General features: G+C 69.1%; 13 protein-coding genes. 5 read left to right on the top strand and 8 right to left on the bottom strand.

Annotated features, from left to right (window positions below):
- The first annotated feature begins 26 nt into the window (after positions 1-26).
- Together ACI2LP_RS23105 and ACI2LP_RS23100 are read left to right on the top strand one after the other, a co-directional pair.
- Complete coding sequence (locus tag ACI2LP_RS23105) at positions 27-1,208, top strand: glycine C-acetyltransferase (RefSeq protein ID WP_404726396.1); 1,182 nt, start codon at positions 27-29, stop codon at positions 1,206-1,208.
- Positions 1,205-2,119, top strand: a complete 915-nt coding sequence (locus ACI2LP_RS23100) for a LysR family transcriptional regulator (RefSeq protein WP_404726395.1) — start codon at positions 1,205-1,207, stop codon at positions 2,117-2,119. The genes ACI2LP_RS23105 and ACI2LP_RS23100 overlap by 4 nt, the downstream gene beginning before the upstream one ends.
- A gap of 21 nt (positions 2,120-2,140) precedes the next feature.
- Here ACI2LP_RS23100 and ACI2LP_RS23095 read toward each other — a convergent pair whose 3' ends face one another.
- From ACI2LP_RS23095 to ACI2LP_RS23070, 6 genes are all read right to left on the bottom strand, one after another.
- Positions 2,141-2,653, bottom strand: a complete 513-nt coding sequence (locus tag ACI2LP_RS23095) for an SRPBCC family protein (protein WP_404726394.1) — start codon at positions 2,651-2,653, stop codon at positions 2,141-2,143.
- Between the two features lie 46 nt (positions 2,654-2,699).
- Entirely contained in the window at positions 2,700-4,313 is a 1,614-nt protein-coding gene (locus ACI2LP_RS23090) for a cation acetate symporter (protein WP_404726393.1), read from the bottom strand.
- Complete coding sequence (locus ACI2LP_RS23085) at positions 4,310-4,717, bottom strand: DUF485 domain-containing protein (RefSeq protein ID WP_404726392.1); 408 nt, start codon at positions 4,715-4,717, stop codon at positions 4,310-4,312. Before ACI2LP_RS23085 ends, ACI2LP_RS23090 begins: the two co-directional genes overlap by 4 nt.
- A gap of 201 nt (positions 4,718-4,918) precedes the next feature.
- A complete protein-coding gene (locus ACI2LP_RS23080) occupies positions 4,919-5,416 on the bottom strand; it encodes an EamA family transporter (RefSeq protein WP_404726489.1) in 498 nt (165 codons plus the stop codon).
- 92 nt (positions 5,417-5,508) lie between these two features.
- A complete protein-coding gene (locus ACI2LP_RS23075) occupies positions 5,509-7,851 on the bottom strand; it encodes an RICIN domain-containing protein (protein WP_404726391.1) in 2,343 nt (780 codons plus the stop codon).
- On the bottom strand, positions 7,848-9,116 hold the full coding sequence (locus ACI2LP_RS23070) for a ricin-type beta-trefoil lectin domain protein (RefSeq protein ID WP_404726390.1): 1,269 nt from the start codon (positions 9,114-9,116) through the stop codon (positions 7,848-7,850). Before ACI2LP_RS23070 ends, ACI2LP_RS23075 begins: the two co-directional genes overlap by 4 nt.
- Before the next feature lie 418 nt (positions 9,117-9,534).
- Here ACI2LP_RS23070 and ACI2LP_RS23065 point away from each other — a divergent pair, with 418 nt between their 5' ends.
- The 3 genes from ACI2LP_RS23065 to ACI2LP_RS23055 all read left to right on the top strand — a co-directional run bounded on the left by ACI2LP_RS23065 (position 9,535) and on the right by ACI2LP_RS23055 (position 11,292).
- A complete protein-coding gene (locus tag ACI2LP_RS23065) occupies positions 9,535-10,281 on the top strand; it encodes an SDR family oxidoreductase (protein WP_404726389.1) in 747 nt (248 codons plus the stop codon).
- A gap of 82 nt (positions 10,282-10,363) precedes the next feature.
- Entirely contained in the window at positions 10,364-10,525 is a 162-nt protein-coding gene (locus ACI2LP_RS23060; RefSeq protein ID WP_404726388.1) for a hypothetical protein, read from the top strand.
- On the top strand, positions 10,522-11,292 hold the full coding sequence (locus ACI2LP_RS23055; protein WP_404726387.1) for a TetR/AcrR family transcriptional regulator: 771 nt from the start codon (positions 10,522-10,524) through the stop codon (positions 11,290-11,292). Before ACI2LP_RS23060 ends, ACI2LP_RS23055 begins: the two co-directional genes overlap by 4 nt.
- A gap of 6 nt (positions 11,293-11,298) precedes the next feature.
- On the opposite strand, the gene ACI2LP_RS23050 is transcribed toward ACI2LP_RS23055, so the two are convergent.
- Positions 11,299-13,224, bottom strand: coding sequence for a transglycosylase domain-containing protein (locus ACI2LP_RS23050; protein ID WP_404726386.1), 1,926 nt, complete (start codon positions 13,222-13,224; stop codon positions 11,299-11,301).
- A gap of 69 nt (positions 13,225-13,293) precedes the next feature.
- A complete protein-coding gene (locus ACI2LP_RS23045) occupies positions 13,294-14,538 on the bottom strand; it encodes a sensor histidine kinase (RefSeq protein WP_404726385.1) in 1,245 nt (414 codons plus the stop codon).
- Positions 14,539-14,540 lie beyond the last annotated feature (2 nt).

Raw genomic sequence — 14,540 nt, 5'->3', positions numbered from 1 at the left:
CCGAGCTTTTCGTAAGGAGCCCCACCATGTACGCGTCCGTCCGCGACGACCTGCGCAACACCCTCGACGAGATCCGCGCCGCCGGTCTCTACAAGCCCGAGCGGGTCATCGGCACCCCGCAGAGCGCTTCCGTCTCCGTCGCCACCGGCGATGTGCTCAACTTCTGCGCCAACAACTACCTCGGTCTCGCCGACCACCCCGAGGTTGTCGCCGCCGCCAAGGAAGCACTGGACCGCTGGGGCTACGGCATGGCCTCCGTCCGCTTCATCTGCGGCACCCAGGACGTCCACAAGGAGCTCGAGGCGCGCCTTTCCGCGTTCCTCGGCCAGGAGGACACGATCCTCTACTCCTCCTGCTTCGACGCCAACGGCGGCGTCTTCGAGACCCTCCTCGGCCCCGAGGACGCGGTCATCTCCGACGCGCTCAACCACGCCAGCATCATCGACGGCATCCGCCTGTCCAAGGCCCGCCGTCACCGCTACGCCAACCGCGACCTCGCCGACCTGGAGCAGCAGCTCAAGGAGACCCAGGACGCCCGCCGCCGCCTCATCGTCACCGACGGCGTCTTCTCCATGGACGGCTACGTCGCCCCCCTCGCCGAGATCTGCGACCTCGCCGACCGCTACGACGCGATGGTCATGGTCGACGACTCGCACGCCGTCGGCTTCGTCGGCCCCGGCGGCCGGGGCACTCCCGAGCTGCATGGCGTCATGGACCGTGTCGACATCATCACCGGCACCCTCGGCAAGGCGCTCGGCGGCGCGTCCGGCGGCTATGTCGCGGCCCGCGCCGAGATCGTCGCCCTGCTGCGCCAGCGCTCCCGCCCGTACCTCTTCTCCAACTCCCTCGCCCCAGTGATCGCCGCCGCCTCCCTCAAGGTCCTTGACCTGCTGGAGTCGGCCGGAGACCTGCGCGAGCGGCTGAACGCGAACACTGCGCTGTTCCGTACGAAGATGACCGAGGCGGGCTTCGAGATCCTGCCCGGCAACCACCCCATCGCTCCCGTCATGATCGGCGACGCGGCCGAGGCCGGGCGGATGGCCGAGCTCCTGCTGGAGCGCGGCGTGTATGTGATCGGTTTCTCGTACCCCGTCGTCCCGATGGGCCAGGCCCGGATCCGGGTCCAGCTCTCCGCCGCGCACTCCACCGAGGACGTGGAGCGGGCGGTGGCGGCGTTCGTCGACGCACGAGCGACAATGGCGGGGTGATCGACCCCCGGCGGCTGCGTATTCTGCGGGCCGTGGCGGACCACCGTACGGTGACCGCCGCGGCTTCCGCGCTGTATCTCACCCCCTCGGCCGTCTCGCAGCAGCTCAACGCGCTCGAGCAGGAGACCGGCCACGCCCTGCTGATCCGCAGCGGCAAGGGGGTGCGGCTGACGGCTGCGGGGGAGATCCTGCTGGCCCACACCCATGCCGTGCTCGCCCAGCTGGAGCGGGCGGAGGCAGAGCTCGCGGCCTACGCGGGCGGCGCGGCCGGCGAGGTCACGGTCGCGGCTTTCGCCACCGGCATCGCGGAGGTCGTCGCCCCCGCCATCGGGGTTCTCGCGGTCAAGCACCCGGACATCCGGGTACGCGTGCGGGACGCCGAGGGCGACGAGAGCCTGCCGCTGGTGCTCGACGGTGAGGCGGATCTGGCCGTCGCGGTCGAGTACCGGGGAGCGCCCCGCGAGGACGACCGGCGCCTCGCCCGCGTGCCGCTGTACGCGGAGCCCTTCGACGCCGTGCTGCGCGCCGACCACCCCCTCGGTCTGGCCGGACGCGTCGAGCTGGCCGAGCTCGCGGACAGCGACTGGATCGGTCCGTATCCGGGCAACCCGTGCCACGACATGGTCCTCCTCGCCTGTGAACTCGCGGGTTTCCAGCCCCGCTTGATGCACTTGTCCGACGACTTCCGCGCCGTGGTCGCCCTGGCCGGGGCGGGCGCGGGGGTCGCGCTGGTGCCGCGCTCGGCGCTGCGCGGGATGGAGCTGAAGGACACGGTCGTACGGCCGGTCGCGGGCCCGGCCGCGACCCGCCGCGTGTTCGCCGCCGTACGCAGCGGAGCCCAGGCACACCCGCTGATCCGGCCGGTGCTCGACGCACTGGCGGACTCCGCCGCCGGACTCTCCACCGACTGATCACGACCGCCGGTACCCCTCTCAGGAGGCGGCGGGCGTCGCCTCCAGCGCCTTCTTGAGGTTGCTCAGAGTGGTGCGTATGTTCGCGCGCTGGAAGTCGGCGAACACCTGCCCGCGGGTGGCGAGCCTGTCGAACGCGTTGGCCAGGGCATCCGGCCAGGCGCGCCGGTCGTCCGTCCAGATCTCGGTGACCCGCGTTCCGCCGTCGACCGCCTCGAAGCGGTACTCCCAGGTGGCGATGCGACCGGGCAGCACAGGCTTGCGCCTGCCCATCCCTCGCACCCGGAAGGCGAACCGCTCACCGGGATCCGCCACGGTCACCGTGCAGCGTGTGGTCCAACCCATCGGCCCCCGCTTGTTGTGGCCGTCGAAGACCATGCCCACGTACGCCTCCTGGGCGCCGTCGGGCACCGTCGCGCCCCGGTTCTCCGGGCTCCAGCGGCCCATCAGTGCCGGATTGCTGACCTTCGCATAGATCGCCGAGGGGTCGGCGTCGATGACGACGCTGTCCGACACCGAGTACGTACGTGCCATGGAACGACTCCGATCGTGGGCTTTGGGCGGACAGCGTCGTCGGCGGTCATCCCTGCGGTCGTCCCGCGTCGGCCAGGATCGAGGCGTCGACGTCGTACTCGTCGTCCCGTCGGCGAAGAGCCTGAGACCTGTCCCTGGTGAGGACCGTGCCGAGCCAGCCGGCGAGGAATCCGACGGGGACGGAGACCAGGCCCGTAGTGGTGTACGGGAACCAGGTGAAGTCGTCATCGGGGAAGATCGCTTGAGGGGAACCCGAGACGAGCGTGGTGCCGGTGATGAGGATCAGCACGCTCGCCGTGCCGCCGATGAGCGTGCTCAGCAGCCCGCTGCGGTTGTACTGGCGCCAGAAGAGGCTGTAGGTCAGCGTGGGAGCAATGGCGGAGGCGCCCAGGCAGAAGGACAGGGTGACCATCGCCTGCAGGTTCACATGGCGGGAGGCCGCCGCGAGGAAGATTGCGGCGAGGCCGATCGCGGCCGCCGTCCCACGGGCCAGCATCATCTCGATCCTGTCGTGCGAAGTCCGCCTGCGGCGCAGACCGTGCGTGATGAGGTCGTGCGCAAGGGTGTTGGCGCAGGCGAGCGTGATGCCGGCGACGGAGGCGAGCAGCGTCAGGAAGATCGCCGTGGTCATGGCCGTGAACAGCAGCGTCTCGAAGGCCGACACATCCGCGCCCATGACCGCCCGGCTGACCATGAGGATCGAGGTCTTGCCCTGCGGGTCGCCGAGCATGATCTGCTGACGGCCGACGATCGCGGCGGCGCCGAAGCCGATCACGGCGCTGAGCACGCACATCACGACGACGGTCGAGACCGCCCAGGACATGGAGCGCCGCACGGCCTGTGTGCTGCGGGAGCTGAACATGCGCATCGTGATGTGCGGGAGGCATGCCGCGCCGAGTACGACGGTCAGCTGGGCGCTGATCATGTCGAGTCCGTCGCCGCCGAACTGGAGCCCGGGTGCGAGATACGCGTCGCCCGCACCGCTCCCGCGGGCCGCCGCGTCCAGCAGCGAGGGGATGCTGAAGTCGAAGCGGTTCAGGACGAGCGCGGCGATGGCGACGGCCGCGGCGAGCAGCACGACGGTCTTCACGATCTGGATGAATGCGGTGCCCTTCATGCCGCCGATGGCCGCGTAGATGATCATCAGCAGGCCGAGCAGCACAATGGACCCGGTCTTGAAGCCTGCGGCGTTGATCCCGAGAACGAAGGCCAGCAGATCGCCCGCGCCCGCCAGCTGGAAGATCAGCAGGGGGAAGAGGGCGAGGAGGGTGACGACGCACGCGGTGATGCGCACGGCGGGGCTCGGGGCGCGGCGGGTGAGTACGTCGCCCATGGTGAACCGGCCCGCGTTGCGCAGTGGTTCGGCCAGCAGGAACATCAGCAGCACGAGGGAGAGTGCGGTGCTCAGGGCGAGTACGAGCCCGTCCTGGCCGAGCAGCGATATGACGCCGATGGTGCCGAGCACGCTCGCGGCGGAGATGTAGTCGCCGGCGATGGCGAGGCCGCTCTGCGCGGGGGACAGGGAGCGGGAGCCGGTGTAGAACTCCTCCAGGTCGTCGCGGTCGGGTCCGGTCATCACGCACAGCAGCAGGGTCACTGTGGTCACCGCGATGAAGGCGACGAAGGACATGGTCTGGGTCTCGGAGCCGAATCCGTTCATCGGCGTGCTCCCTGGGTGGTCGGGGCGGCCTGGAGACGTACGGCTTCGGTGAGCGGGTCCACCCGCCGGCGCGCGGTCCTCTCGTACGCGGCAACGGCTACGAGCGTCACCGGGAGCTGGATCAGACCGAGCAGAAGGGCGATGGTGAGGCCACCGGTGATCTTGCTCGTCATCAGCCCCGGCGCCCAGGCGGAGAGGAAGAGGAACAACACGAAGTACCCGAGGGCCGTCAGAGTCGCGACCCGGCGCAGCCGTTTGTACGCGGCGCTCAGGGCGCGGATGTCGCGGTGGGGGTCGACCGGAGGCGGCGGGGGCGGGGCCGCGGGCTCCTGCCAGGAGTGGAAGGAGTGTCTCTGTGGCTCGGGGAACTCGGGATATGAGGGTGGCGGGGAGTAGTACGACATCGCGTTGGTTCCTCGTGCCTGTGCGGTGCGGCAGGGGCAGGGCATGCTGGCGGAGCGCTTCGTTACCCGTGGGTAGCGACGGCCGGTGCATTGTTGCATGAACTGTTCGGTCGGTCAGCAGGTGAATCAACTGGCGGACCGGACCCTGCCGGGCCCTCGGACATCCGGCCCTATGGGCCGCCGCCGCTCGGTGGCCCCTCGTCAGTGCACCGTGGTCCGCGAGCCGCCGGTTTGCCCGGCAGTCACAAGCGGCGATGCAGAATTTGTCCGCTTCTGCCACCGAGTGAGACCGACACCGGCGAGCACGACGACCATCCCCGCGACGATCCGGAATGTGAGCGCCTCGCCGAGCAGGAGCGCCCCGAGTGCGACGGAGACCACAGGCAGCAGATGGCCGACGGTGGCGGCATTTGTGGCGCCTTCATCGGCAATCAGCCGGTAATTGAGAGCGAAGGTGAAGCCGGTCCCGAAGATGCCCAGAATGACCACGGCAATCACACCGACCGCAGAGATGTGACCGGACTCCAGCCCACCGACCGGCAGGGCCGTCGTGCTCAGTGCCGTCGCGGTGAGCAGCTGGGCCGCGGACAGCGACATCGGGGCGGTGCCCTTCCCGGTGAGCTTGCGCCCCATGTCCGCGAACGCGACGGCGTAGCTCACCGCCGCCGCGAGAATGGCGAGGGCGCCCCAGCCGGCGATTCCGCTCTGCTGCCACGGCGCGAAGATCAGCAGCGTGCCCGCGAACCCGATGAGGAGACCGCCCAGTAGGAAACGGACTTTCGCGGCCGGTGTCAGGGATGGCTGACGAGATTGGCAACATTCGTCGAGGAGTTGGACGGTCCGCCCCGGTCGTTGATGACATGACGGATCGTCCCGGTGCCGCCGAGCGATACGGTCACCATGCTCCGGAAGCGCACATTCGGACTGTTCGGAGCCTCGAAGGCGTGCTCGGCCGTCACGCTCGGATTCGCGTTGAAGAAGCAGTAGCTGCCGAGCCCGAATGCCTCATGACTGGTGACCTGACTGCTGACCTTGTACGCGGCATAACCCTGGGTCGAACCGTTCATCCACGCCGCCTGGTTGGGCGGGTCGTACGGCATCTCGTTCTGGTAGAAGTAGGTGCGCCCGCCGTTGCCGTTCCAGACCGTCTGATGCTTCTGGTAGTGCTCCACGAACAGCCCGTACATGGTGACGTTGTCGCCGTTGACGACAAGTCCGGTGTCCGCCGTGTTGCTGTTCCAGCCGATGCCCGTGCCGTGGTCGCCGCGCCAGATCCACATATGGTCGCCGATGACGTTGGCACTGTTGACCACCAGGCTCGTCGTCGCCTTGCCCACCGCGGCACCGCCGACCCGGAAGAAGACATCGTGCAGGGACGTCGGGTTGGCCGCGTGTCCGGCCAAGGAGCCGGACGGTCCGACCTCCATCAGCGTCTGCGAGTTGGTCGTACCGGCGTCGAAGAGGATGCCCGCGACCTTGACGCCGTCGACGTCCGCGACCGTCATCGCGGTGAGGCCGTTGTCCGGGACGAACGTGGCGAGGCCGAGCCCGAGGACCACGGTGTCGGGACGGGTCACCCGCAGGGTCTGGTTCAGATGGTAGACACCGGGGGTGACCAGCAGGTTCTTGCCCTCCGCCAGCGCGGCGTTGATCTGCGCGGCACCCGCCCCGGGCTTCACGATGAAGAACTGGTCCATGCCGAGGGAGGTGCCTGCGGCGTTGCCGCCGGCCCAGGTGGTGGCCGATGAGTTGGCCCGCAGGGACGGTACGAACACCTTGTAGGCGCCGGCGCTGTCCACGTACAGGAAGGGCTTCTCACGGACCGTGGGTGACTGGTTCACGGTGGTGTAGGGAGGGTTGGGGAAGCTGGTGGCCGGGACGCCCTGGCTGCCGACGAAGACCATGTTCCAGTTGGCGCCGGTCCAGCTGCCGAGCTGGGAGTTACGGGTCAGCCACTGCTGCTGGGTACCGGAGCGCACCTGGCCGTCGATCTTGGTGTCGGCCATGAAGCCGCCGCTGGCCCAACCGCCGTCGTCGAGCGCCAGATTGCCCCGGACGTGCATGCGCCGGTACGGAGCGGCTTGGGACACCGCCCATCGGTCCGTGCCGCCGGACGGGTTCACCGCGAGGTTCTCGGCACCGCGCCAGAAGTTCTGCGTGGCGTTCTGCGGCGGGAACCAGTCGGCCTCGACGTGCACCGCGCCGTTGATCGTCACCGAGTCGGGCGACTGGCCGAGGCCGAGGACCTGGGTGTAGAAGCCGACGTTGACGTCGTTGTTGTAGGTGCCCGGCTTGAACATGACCGCGTAGCGCTGAGAGCCGAACTGGTTGGTCTCCTGCTGCTGGAAGATCGAGTCGAGCCGGTTCTGGATGGCCGACGACGGCATCGACGGGTCGATGACGACCACGTTCGGACCGAGGTCGACATCGGAGGGAGCGTTGCTCACCGGTGCGACCTGGAACCGCTGGGCCACTGTGCCGTTGCAGGCGTACTGCACGAGCTGCACGCTGTCCGCCGTCGAGGCGGAGGGGACGTCCAGGCACTTGCCGCTGTTGCGGTTGACGAAGTGGTACGCGCCACCGCCGTCGTCCACCGCCTGCCACTGCTGGTTGCCGCCGCCGCCGTACGTCCACAGGTGCACGGCCGCGTTGTCGGCGGTGGACACGTCGCTCACGTCCACCACCTGAGCCGGGTCATTGCGGTTGTTGATCCGGACGAAGCCGTCGCTGGTGGCGGTGAAACTCCACTGCTGGGCCGTGGTGTTGTTGCAGGCGTACTGCTGTACGGCAGTGCCGTTCGCCGTCGCGGCCGAGCGTGCGTCCAGGCACTTGCCACTGCCGCTGTTCACCACGGTGGCCCAACCGGTCGGCAACGCGGCCGCTTGGGCCGCCTTTTGAGGCGTCGCCGCCTCGCTGGACGGCACGGCGACCAGGACCGAGAAGGCCGTGGCCGCCACGGCGAAGGCGGCCACGAGGGGCCTGGTCCTGCGGTCGGCTTTGACGGTGTGACGGCCCGCTCCGGGCCTGCGCTGCGATCGAAGCACGATTTCTCCTGTGCTGGTGGGGTCAGCGGTTGTACGGCGGTGAGGACGCGGGTGAAGTCCAGGGGCTGCTGCGAGAAGCCATGGGCTCATCGGCCTGCTACCGTCCACTTCTGGTTGGCGGCTCCGGTGCAGGTCCAGATCTGCAGGCGGGTGCCGTTGGCCGAGCTGTTGCCGGTTGCGTCCAGGCATTTGCCGGCCTGGGGGTTGACGATGTCGTGTGCGGCGGTGACGTTCCAGCGCTGGGCAGCGGTGCCGTTGCAGTCCCAGAGTTGGGTCAGGGTGCCGTCGGCGGTTCCGCCGGAGGTGACGTCGAGGCACTTGCCGAGGGCCTGGAGGGTGTCGTCGCTGCCGACGTTCCATTGCTGGGCCGCTGTGCCGTTGCAGTCGTAGAGCTGTACGGGTGTGCCGTTGGCGCTGTTGGCCCCGGCGATGTCGACGCACTTGCCGCCGAGGCCCGTGACGGGGGCGGCCGTGCCCGGCCCGCTGTCGCTGGTGGTGACCCGTACATGGTCGACGACAAGCTGCTGGGGGAAGACGGTGCTGCCGTCCGGGTCGCCCGGCCAGTAGCCGCCCACCGCGAGGTTCAGGATCAGGAAGAACGGCTTGTTGAACACCCAGGTACGGCCGCCGAGATCGGCGGGCGTACGCCGCTGGTAGACCGTGCCGTCCACGGACCAGGTGACCGAGTCCGGGGCCCAGTCGACGGCGAACGTGTGGAACGCGTCGGCGAAGGCCTGCCCACCGGGCAGCGAGTACGCGGCGCCGATGCCGCCGGAGCCGGAGTATCCCGGGCCATGGAGGGTGCCATGGACGGTCGAGGGCTCGAAGCCGACGTTCTCCATGACGTCGATCTCGCCCGAGTCGGGCCAGCCGACCTGGCCGATGTCATTGCCCAGCATCCAGAAGGCGGGCCACATGCCCTGGCCGCGCGGCACCTTCAGACGGGCCTCGACATGTCCGTACGGCTGCGTGAACCTGCCTGCTGTGTTCAGCCGGGCGGAGGTGTACTCGCATCTGCCGTACCAGCACTGGTAGTTGGCCCGGTTCTCGCGCCGGGCGATGATGACCAGATGACCCTGACCGTCGAGAGCGGCGTTGCGGTTGCCCGCCGTGTAGTACTGCCGCTCATGGTTGTTGACGTTGTCGCCCGTCTCGATCTGCCACTTGCCCCCGTCGACGGCGGAGCCCGCGGGACCTTCGAATTCGTCGGCGAACGTCACGGCGGCCGGCCCGGCCGCGGCTGTCGGCGGGGCGGGGGCGGGTGCGCCCTGCGCGAGGCCGGTGCTGACGGTCGCCACGGCGAGGATCGAGAGGACGGAGAGGAGCAGGCGTCGCGATGAGCGCGGGGAGTCCATGACTCTCCCTTCCAGGTCTGGCATGCATATGACAGACCAGATGGCCCGAACGGCGTGGGGGCAACGCGGGGCAGGGTGGGGGGCGCTTAGTTCACTCCGTGATTTAAGAAGTGAACTAAGGGGCTGTCAAGGTCTTGGTATGGACCAGTCCGGGAAGTCTGTTCAGGCCGGATCAGTGAGCGGGGTCTGGTGCGTGCAGATGCAAGGCGGAGGATCCCTGGGCTTCGCCGCCTGAGACCGCTGCCGCTGTAGGGCGGTGCGGCTCAGGCCCGGAGCCTGGCCAGGGTCCACTGCCGCCCCACCGGCGCGCCGAGGCGTAACATCGCTACGGACAAAAGTAGCGTTGCTAACGCATCAGTGTTAGCGTTGTTCCTGTCGGGATGGAGGACGCCATCCCGCCAGGACAGGGAGCGACGTCATGAGCGAGCAGTCCACCACCTCACGCCGGGTCGCGATCGTCACCGGCGGATCCCGCGGCATCGGCCGGGAGAGCGCAGAGCGGCTGGCGTCGGACGGCTTCGCGGTCGTCATCAACTACGCGGGCAACCAGGCCGAGGCCGAAGCAGCCGTGGCGGCCATCACCGCCGCCGGCGGACAGGCGATCGCGTTTCGCGCCGACGTGGCTGACGAAGCGGGGGTGTCGGCTCTCTTCGGCCTCGCCGAGGACACGTACGGCGGCGTCGACGTGGTCGTGCACGCGGCCGGTGTCATGACGCTGGCTCCGCTGGTCGACACCGACCTGGACGCCCTGGACCGTATGCACCGGACCAATATCCGCGGGACGTTCGTCGTCGACCAGCAGGCCGCGCGCCGACTGCGCGCCGGCGGGGCGATCATCAACTTCTCCAGCTCCGTACTGGGCCTGGCGCTGCCCGGATACAGCGCGTACGCCGCCACCAAGGGCGCGGTCGAGGCCATGACCCTGATCCTGGCCCGGGAGATGCGCGGACGGGACATCACGGTCAACGCCGTGGCTCCCGGACCGACTGCCACCGCTCTGTTCCTGGACGGCAAGGACGAGCAGACCATCGCCAAGCTGGCCGGGCAGGCACCGCTCGGCCGTCTGGGCACGCCGCAGGACATCGCCGAGGTCGTCGCGTTCCTCGCCGGTCCCGGTCGCTGGGTCAACGGCCAGGTCCTGCGCGCCAACGGCGGCATCGCCTGATCCGCGCCCGCCCGCCCCACCTTCCCCCTCAGGGCCCCTTCTCCTGTCAGACCTTCCGCTCAACAGACCGAGGAGTTGCGTCATGGGCAAGACGATCGTCATCAAGGGTTCCGGTTCCGGGTTCGGAGCCCTGGCCGCACGGGCGCTGGCCCGGGCAGGACACACTGTCTACGCAGGGATGCGCAACACCGAAGGGCGCAACGCCGGCCGCCGCTACGCCGGCTTGATAGCGTCCAGCCGATGAGTACCCGAACACGCATCCTGGAAGTGGCGGCCGACCTGGTCGCCCAGTCGGAGAACGGCGACGTGTCCACCAGGGCCGTATGTGAGGCCGCCCAGGTGGGGGCGCCGGCGCTCTACCGGCACTTCGGGGACAAAGAGGGTCTGCTGTCGGCCGTCGTCGACCACGGCTTCGACAAGTACCTGGCCACGAAGCGCAGGCGCAGCCCCGGTACGGACCCCGTCGAGGACCTGCGCAAGGGCTGGGACACCCATGTGGAATTCGCCCTGCAGAACCCGAATCTGTACCGGCTGATGAACTCTCCCGCGATGCGCACACCGCCGGCCGCGGCGCTGGAGTCCCATCAGATCCTCACCCGCGACCTGGAACGGGTCGCTGCCCTGGGAAAGCTGCGACTCACCCCGGAACTGGCCGCCCAGATGGTCATGTCGGCCAATGTCGGCGTGGCCCTGATGCTTGTCGCCCGCCCTTCGACCTTCACGGACCCGAGCCTGTCGCGGCGGGTACGGGACTCGGTGCACGCCGCCATCTTCACACCGGATGCGCTGGGCACCGGCACCGCGGCCGAAGCACCCGGCACCGATACGGAACAGGCTCAAGTGCCGTCCGCGGCAGCCCGGTTGAGCACCCTGCTGCGCCAGGCGCACGGTGAGGCGCTCAGCACCGCCGAATCGGCCCTGATGACCGAATGGCTGGACCGGCTCTCGAACACCCCCGTGGCCCCGTTGCCGGACGACTCGGCCGTCGAGGAGCCGAGCCCGCGGGCCTGAGACGAGTCAGCGCTCCTCCGCTCCGTACAGGGCCTGCTTGGTGTAGGTGCCCCAGATCAGCGCGGGGTACCCCTCGCCGATGTTCTTGAGGGGCACCTGTTTCTGAGTGGTCGCGTCCTCGCCGAAGCGGCCGATCGCCGTGACGAGGTCGTCGGCGGAGCCGACGAACCACTCGGCCTTCCTGTCGTCCGTACGGCCCGAGGTCGTCGTCCCGGCATCCTCTCCAGCGGCCGCGAAGGTGGGATCGCCTGTGTCGCGTCGGCCGAGGGTCCCACTCAGGTACGAGGTGACAAGCTCGGCGGTCCGGGAGGTGATCGCCTGGTCGCCTATCGCACTGCGCAGCTTGGTGCGTTCGCCGTCCCGCTCCGCGGACTTCACGATCGACGGGGTGATCTTCTTGCCGTCGTGGCGGAAGGAGGCGTAGGCGCCTGCCAGTTCCATCGGACTGGCTCCCATCAGCCCCAGCGACAACGCCTCCGGCGATGCGAAGTCATCCTTGCTCACGTCCATGCCGAGCGCCTTGGCGGTCTGCCGGACACTGTCGTCGGTTACTGCCAGGCCTGTCGGGTCCTCGTCGTTGTTGGTCTTGGCCTCCATGGAGGCGGCCATGGCGATGGGTTCGAAGGTGGGGCCGGCCTGGTAGTCGGAACGGGTCGCGTTGCTGACGTAGTGGCGCAGGTAGTCACGGCCGCCGTAGAGAGCGACGATACGGCCGGACTTCGGGTCCACCGATACGGCTCCGGCCTGCTGGTTGGCGTCGGCGGCAGCCGCCCCGGCCACCTCGCCCGACTCCGACTCCGCCCCCGATTCCGGTTCAGGCCCCGCCACACCGCTGAGCCCCGAGGTGACCGCCTGCTCCAGGGCTCGCTGCTTGTCCGGATCGATGTTGAGAGTGATGCGCCAGCCACCGCCCGCCAGTTCCTGTTCGCTGACGCCGGAGGCCATGAGCTCACGCGTGGCGGCATCCACCAGATAGCCGGTCCGACCGGAGAGCCCGGACGCCGGTGCCGGCGCCGCCGGGACGGGGAACTTCATCGCCTGCCGCTTCCCCCTGTCCAGCCAGCCCTCCTCCACCATGTTGTCGAGTACGTAGTTCCAGCGCGCCGTGACCAGCTGCTTGCCTTCGGGGCTCGCGATGGCCCAGTCGTACTGACTCGGAGCCTGCAGCAACGCGGCCAGATACGCGCCCTGTTCGACGCTCAGCTCCTCGACCTCCCGGTGGTAGTACGCGCGCGATGCGGCCTGCACACCGTAGGCGAGACGTCCGTAGTAGCTGCTGTTCAGGTACCCGGCGAGGATGTCGTCCTTCGAGTACTGCCGGTCGACCTTGAGGGAGATGACCAGCTCCTTCACTTTGCGGCTGACCGTCTGCTCCTGGCTCAGGTAGTAGTTCTTGACGTACTGCTGCGTGATGGTCGAACCGCCCTGCTTGCCCTTGCCGGTGACCGTGCTGACGATGCCACGGGCGGTTCCGGTCAGCGAGACGCCTGAGTCGCTGTAGAAGTCCTTGTTCTCCGCCGCGACGAAAGCGCGCTGCACATCTTCGGGCACCCTGCTGAGCGGGACCGTCTCCCGGTTGATCTCCCCCGTGCGGGCGAGGCGGCTGCCGTCGCTGAACAGAAAGATGTTGCTCTGCGCCTTGGCCAGTGCATTGGCCTGGGGGATGTCGATGGCGACGTAGAGGACGGTGAACCCTCCGATCAGCAGGGCGATGACGCAGATCAGGGCGGCGAGTGCCTTCCGCCAGCTGAGGAAACGGCGGATTCCGGTCCGCTTCGGGGCGGGAGTCTTCCGCCTGCCCCGACGCACGAACCGGCCCCGGCGGGCCCTCCCTCTCGCCTCTCCGGGCGACCACGCCTCGCTGATCTCGTTGCTGATCTCGCTCGCCTTCTGCCGATCCACCGTCCGGTTCGGACTCCAACTGGTGCGCATGACGCCATCCTCAGCGCCGAAGATCTTCGTAAACGCAAAGGGAGACATCGGCTGGGCCTCGGAGGTGTATCAGCCGTGTATCGGAGGCTCGGGTTCCGGGAGATGGAGGGTGGCGTGTGCACCGCCGCCGGGTGCGTTGGCGAACTCCAGTTCCGCGCCGATGACTGCGGCCTGACCGAGGGCGATGGTCAGCCCCAGGCCATGGCCCGTGCCGCGTTCGCGGGCGCCCGTGCGGAAGCGCTGCGGCCCGTCCTGCAACACCGAGTCCGGATAGCCGGCACCGTGGTCACGTACCGATACGGTCCTGCCGTCCGCCGCCACCGTGACGGTGACCGGAGCGAGGCCGTGCCGGTGTGCGTTGACGATCAGATTGGTGAGAATGCGCTCCAGCCGGCGTGGATCGGTCCACACCGTCGTCGTTCCGTCCGTTCCGTCTGCGCATACGAGTTGTACGGACAGGCCGGTGCGGGCGGTGATGTCCTTCACCAGCAGACCGAGGGGGCAGGGGGAGAGGTCGGCCTCTTCCGCCCCGGTGTCGAGCCGGGAGATCTCAAGCAGGTCCTCGACGAGCGCGGCAAGGACGCGCACCCGGTTGCGGACATACCCGGCCGCCTCGTCGCCCTCGGGGAGCAGTTCGGCGGCGGTGACCAGGCCCATCAGGGGCGTACGCAGTTCGTGGGCAACATCGGCGGTGAACCGCTGCTCACTGCGCAGGCGTTGCTGCAGGGCAGCGGCCATGGTGTCCACGGCCGTGGAGATTTCGCCGATCTCGTCGCTGGGGCGCGCCGGGGCATCGATACGGGCGTCGAGGTCTCCGTCGGCGATCCGCCGCGCCGTCCCCGCGGCCGTACGCAGCCGCCGGCTCATCCGCCCCGCGCTGACCACACCGAGCGGCAGCACAGCCGCGGTGGTCAGGGCCCCGGCCCAGGCGATGGTCGCGTCGAGTGCGCTGATGTCGCGCAGGGTGGTGGTCATGTCGACGCGTACGGACAGCACTTGCCCGCCCGCGGGGCGCGCGGCCCACATGGCCGGACCGGTGGGACCCGTCGCGTACTGCGTCCCCCGCCGGCCGCGGGCCGCGAGGTCTCGCAGCCCCGCGGGCAGACCGGGCGCATCGAGCACGGCACCGGTGCCCTGCACCGTCCCGCTGCGGGTATAGGTGATGGCCGCCCGGTCGAGGGTGGTGCGGGCAGCTTCGCGGGCCTGGGACATCTCCCGGTCACGGGAGGCGTGGTGGACAAGTACGCCGACGGCGACAGCGACCGCGCAGATGGCGGCGGCGACAAGGGCGGCGATACGCCATCTCAACGGCATCG

The sequence above is a fragment of the Streptomyces sp. NPDC019890 genome (assembly GCF_044903445.1).
In the GTDB taxonomy this organism is placed as follows: domain Bacteria; phylum Actinomycetota; class Actinomycetes; order Streptomycetales; family Streptomycetaceae; genus Streptomyces.
Note: the sequence above shows the minus strand (reverse complement) of the source record. Positions and strands in the feature narration are given on the sequence as shown.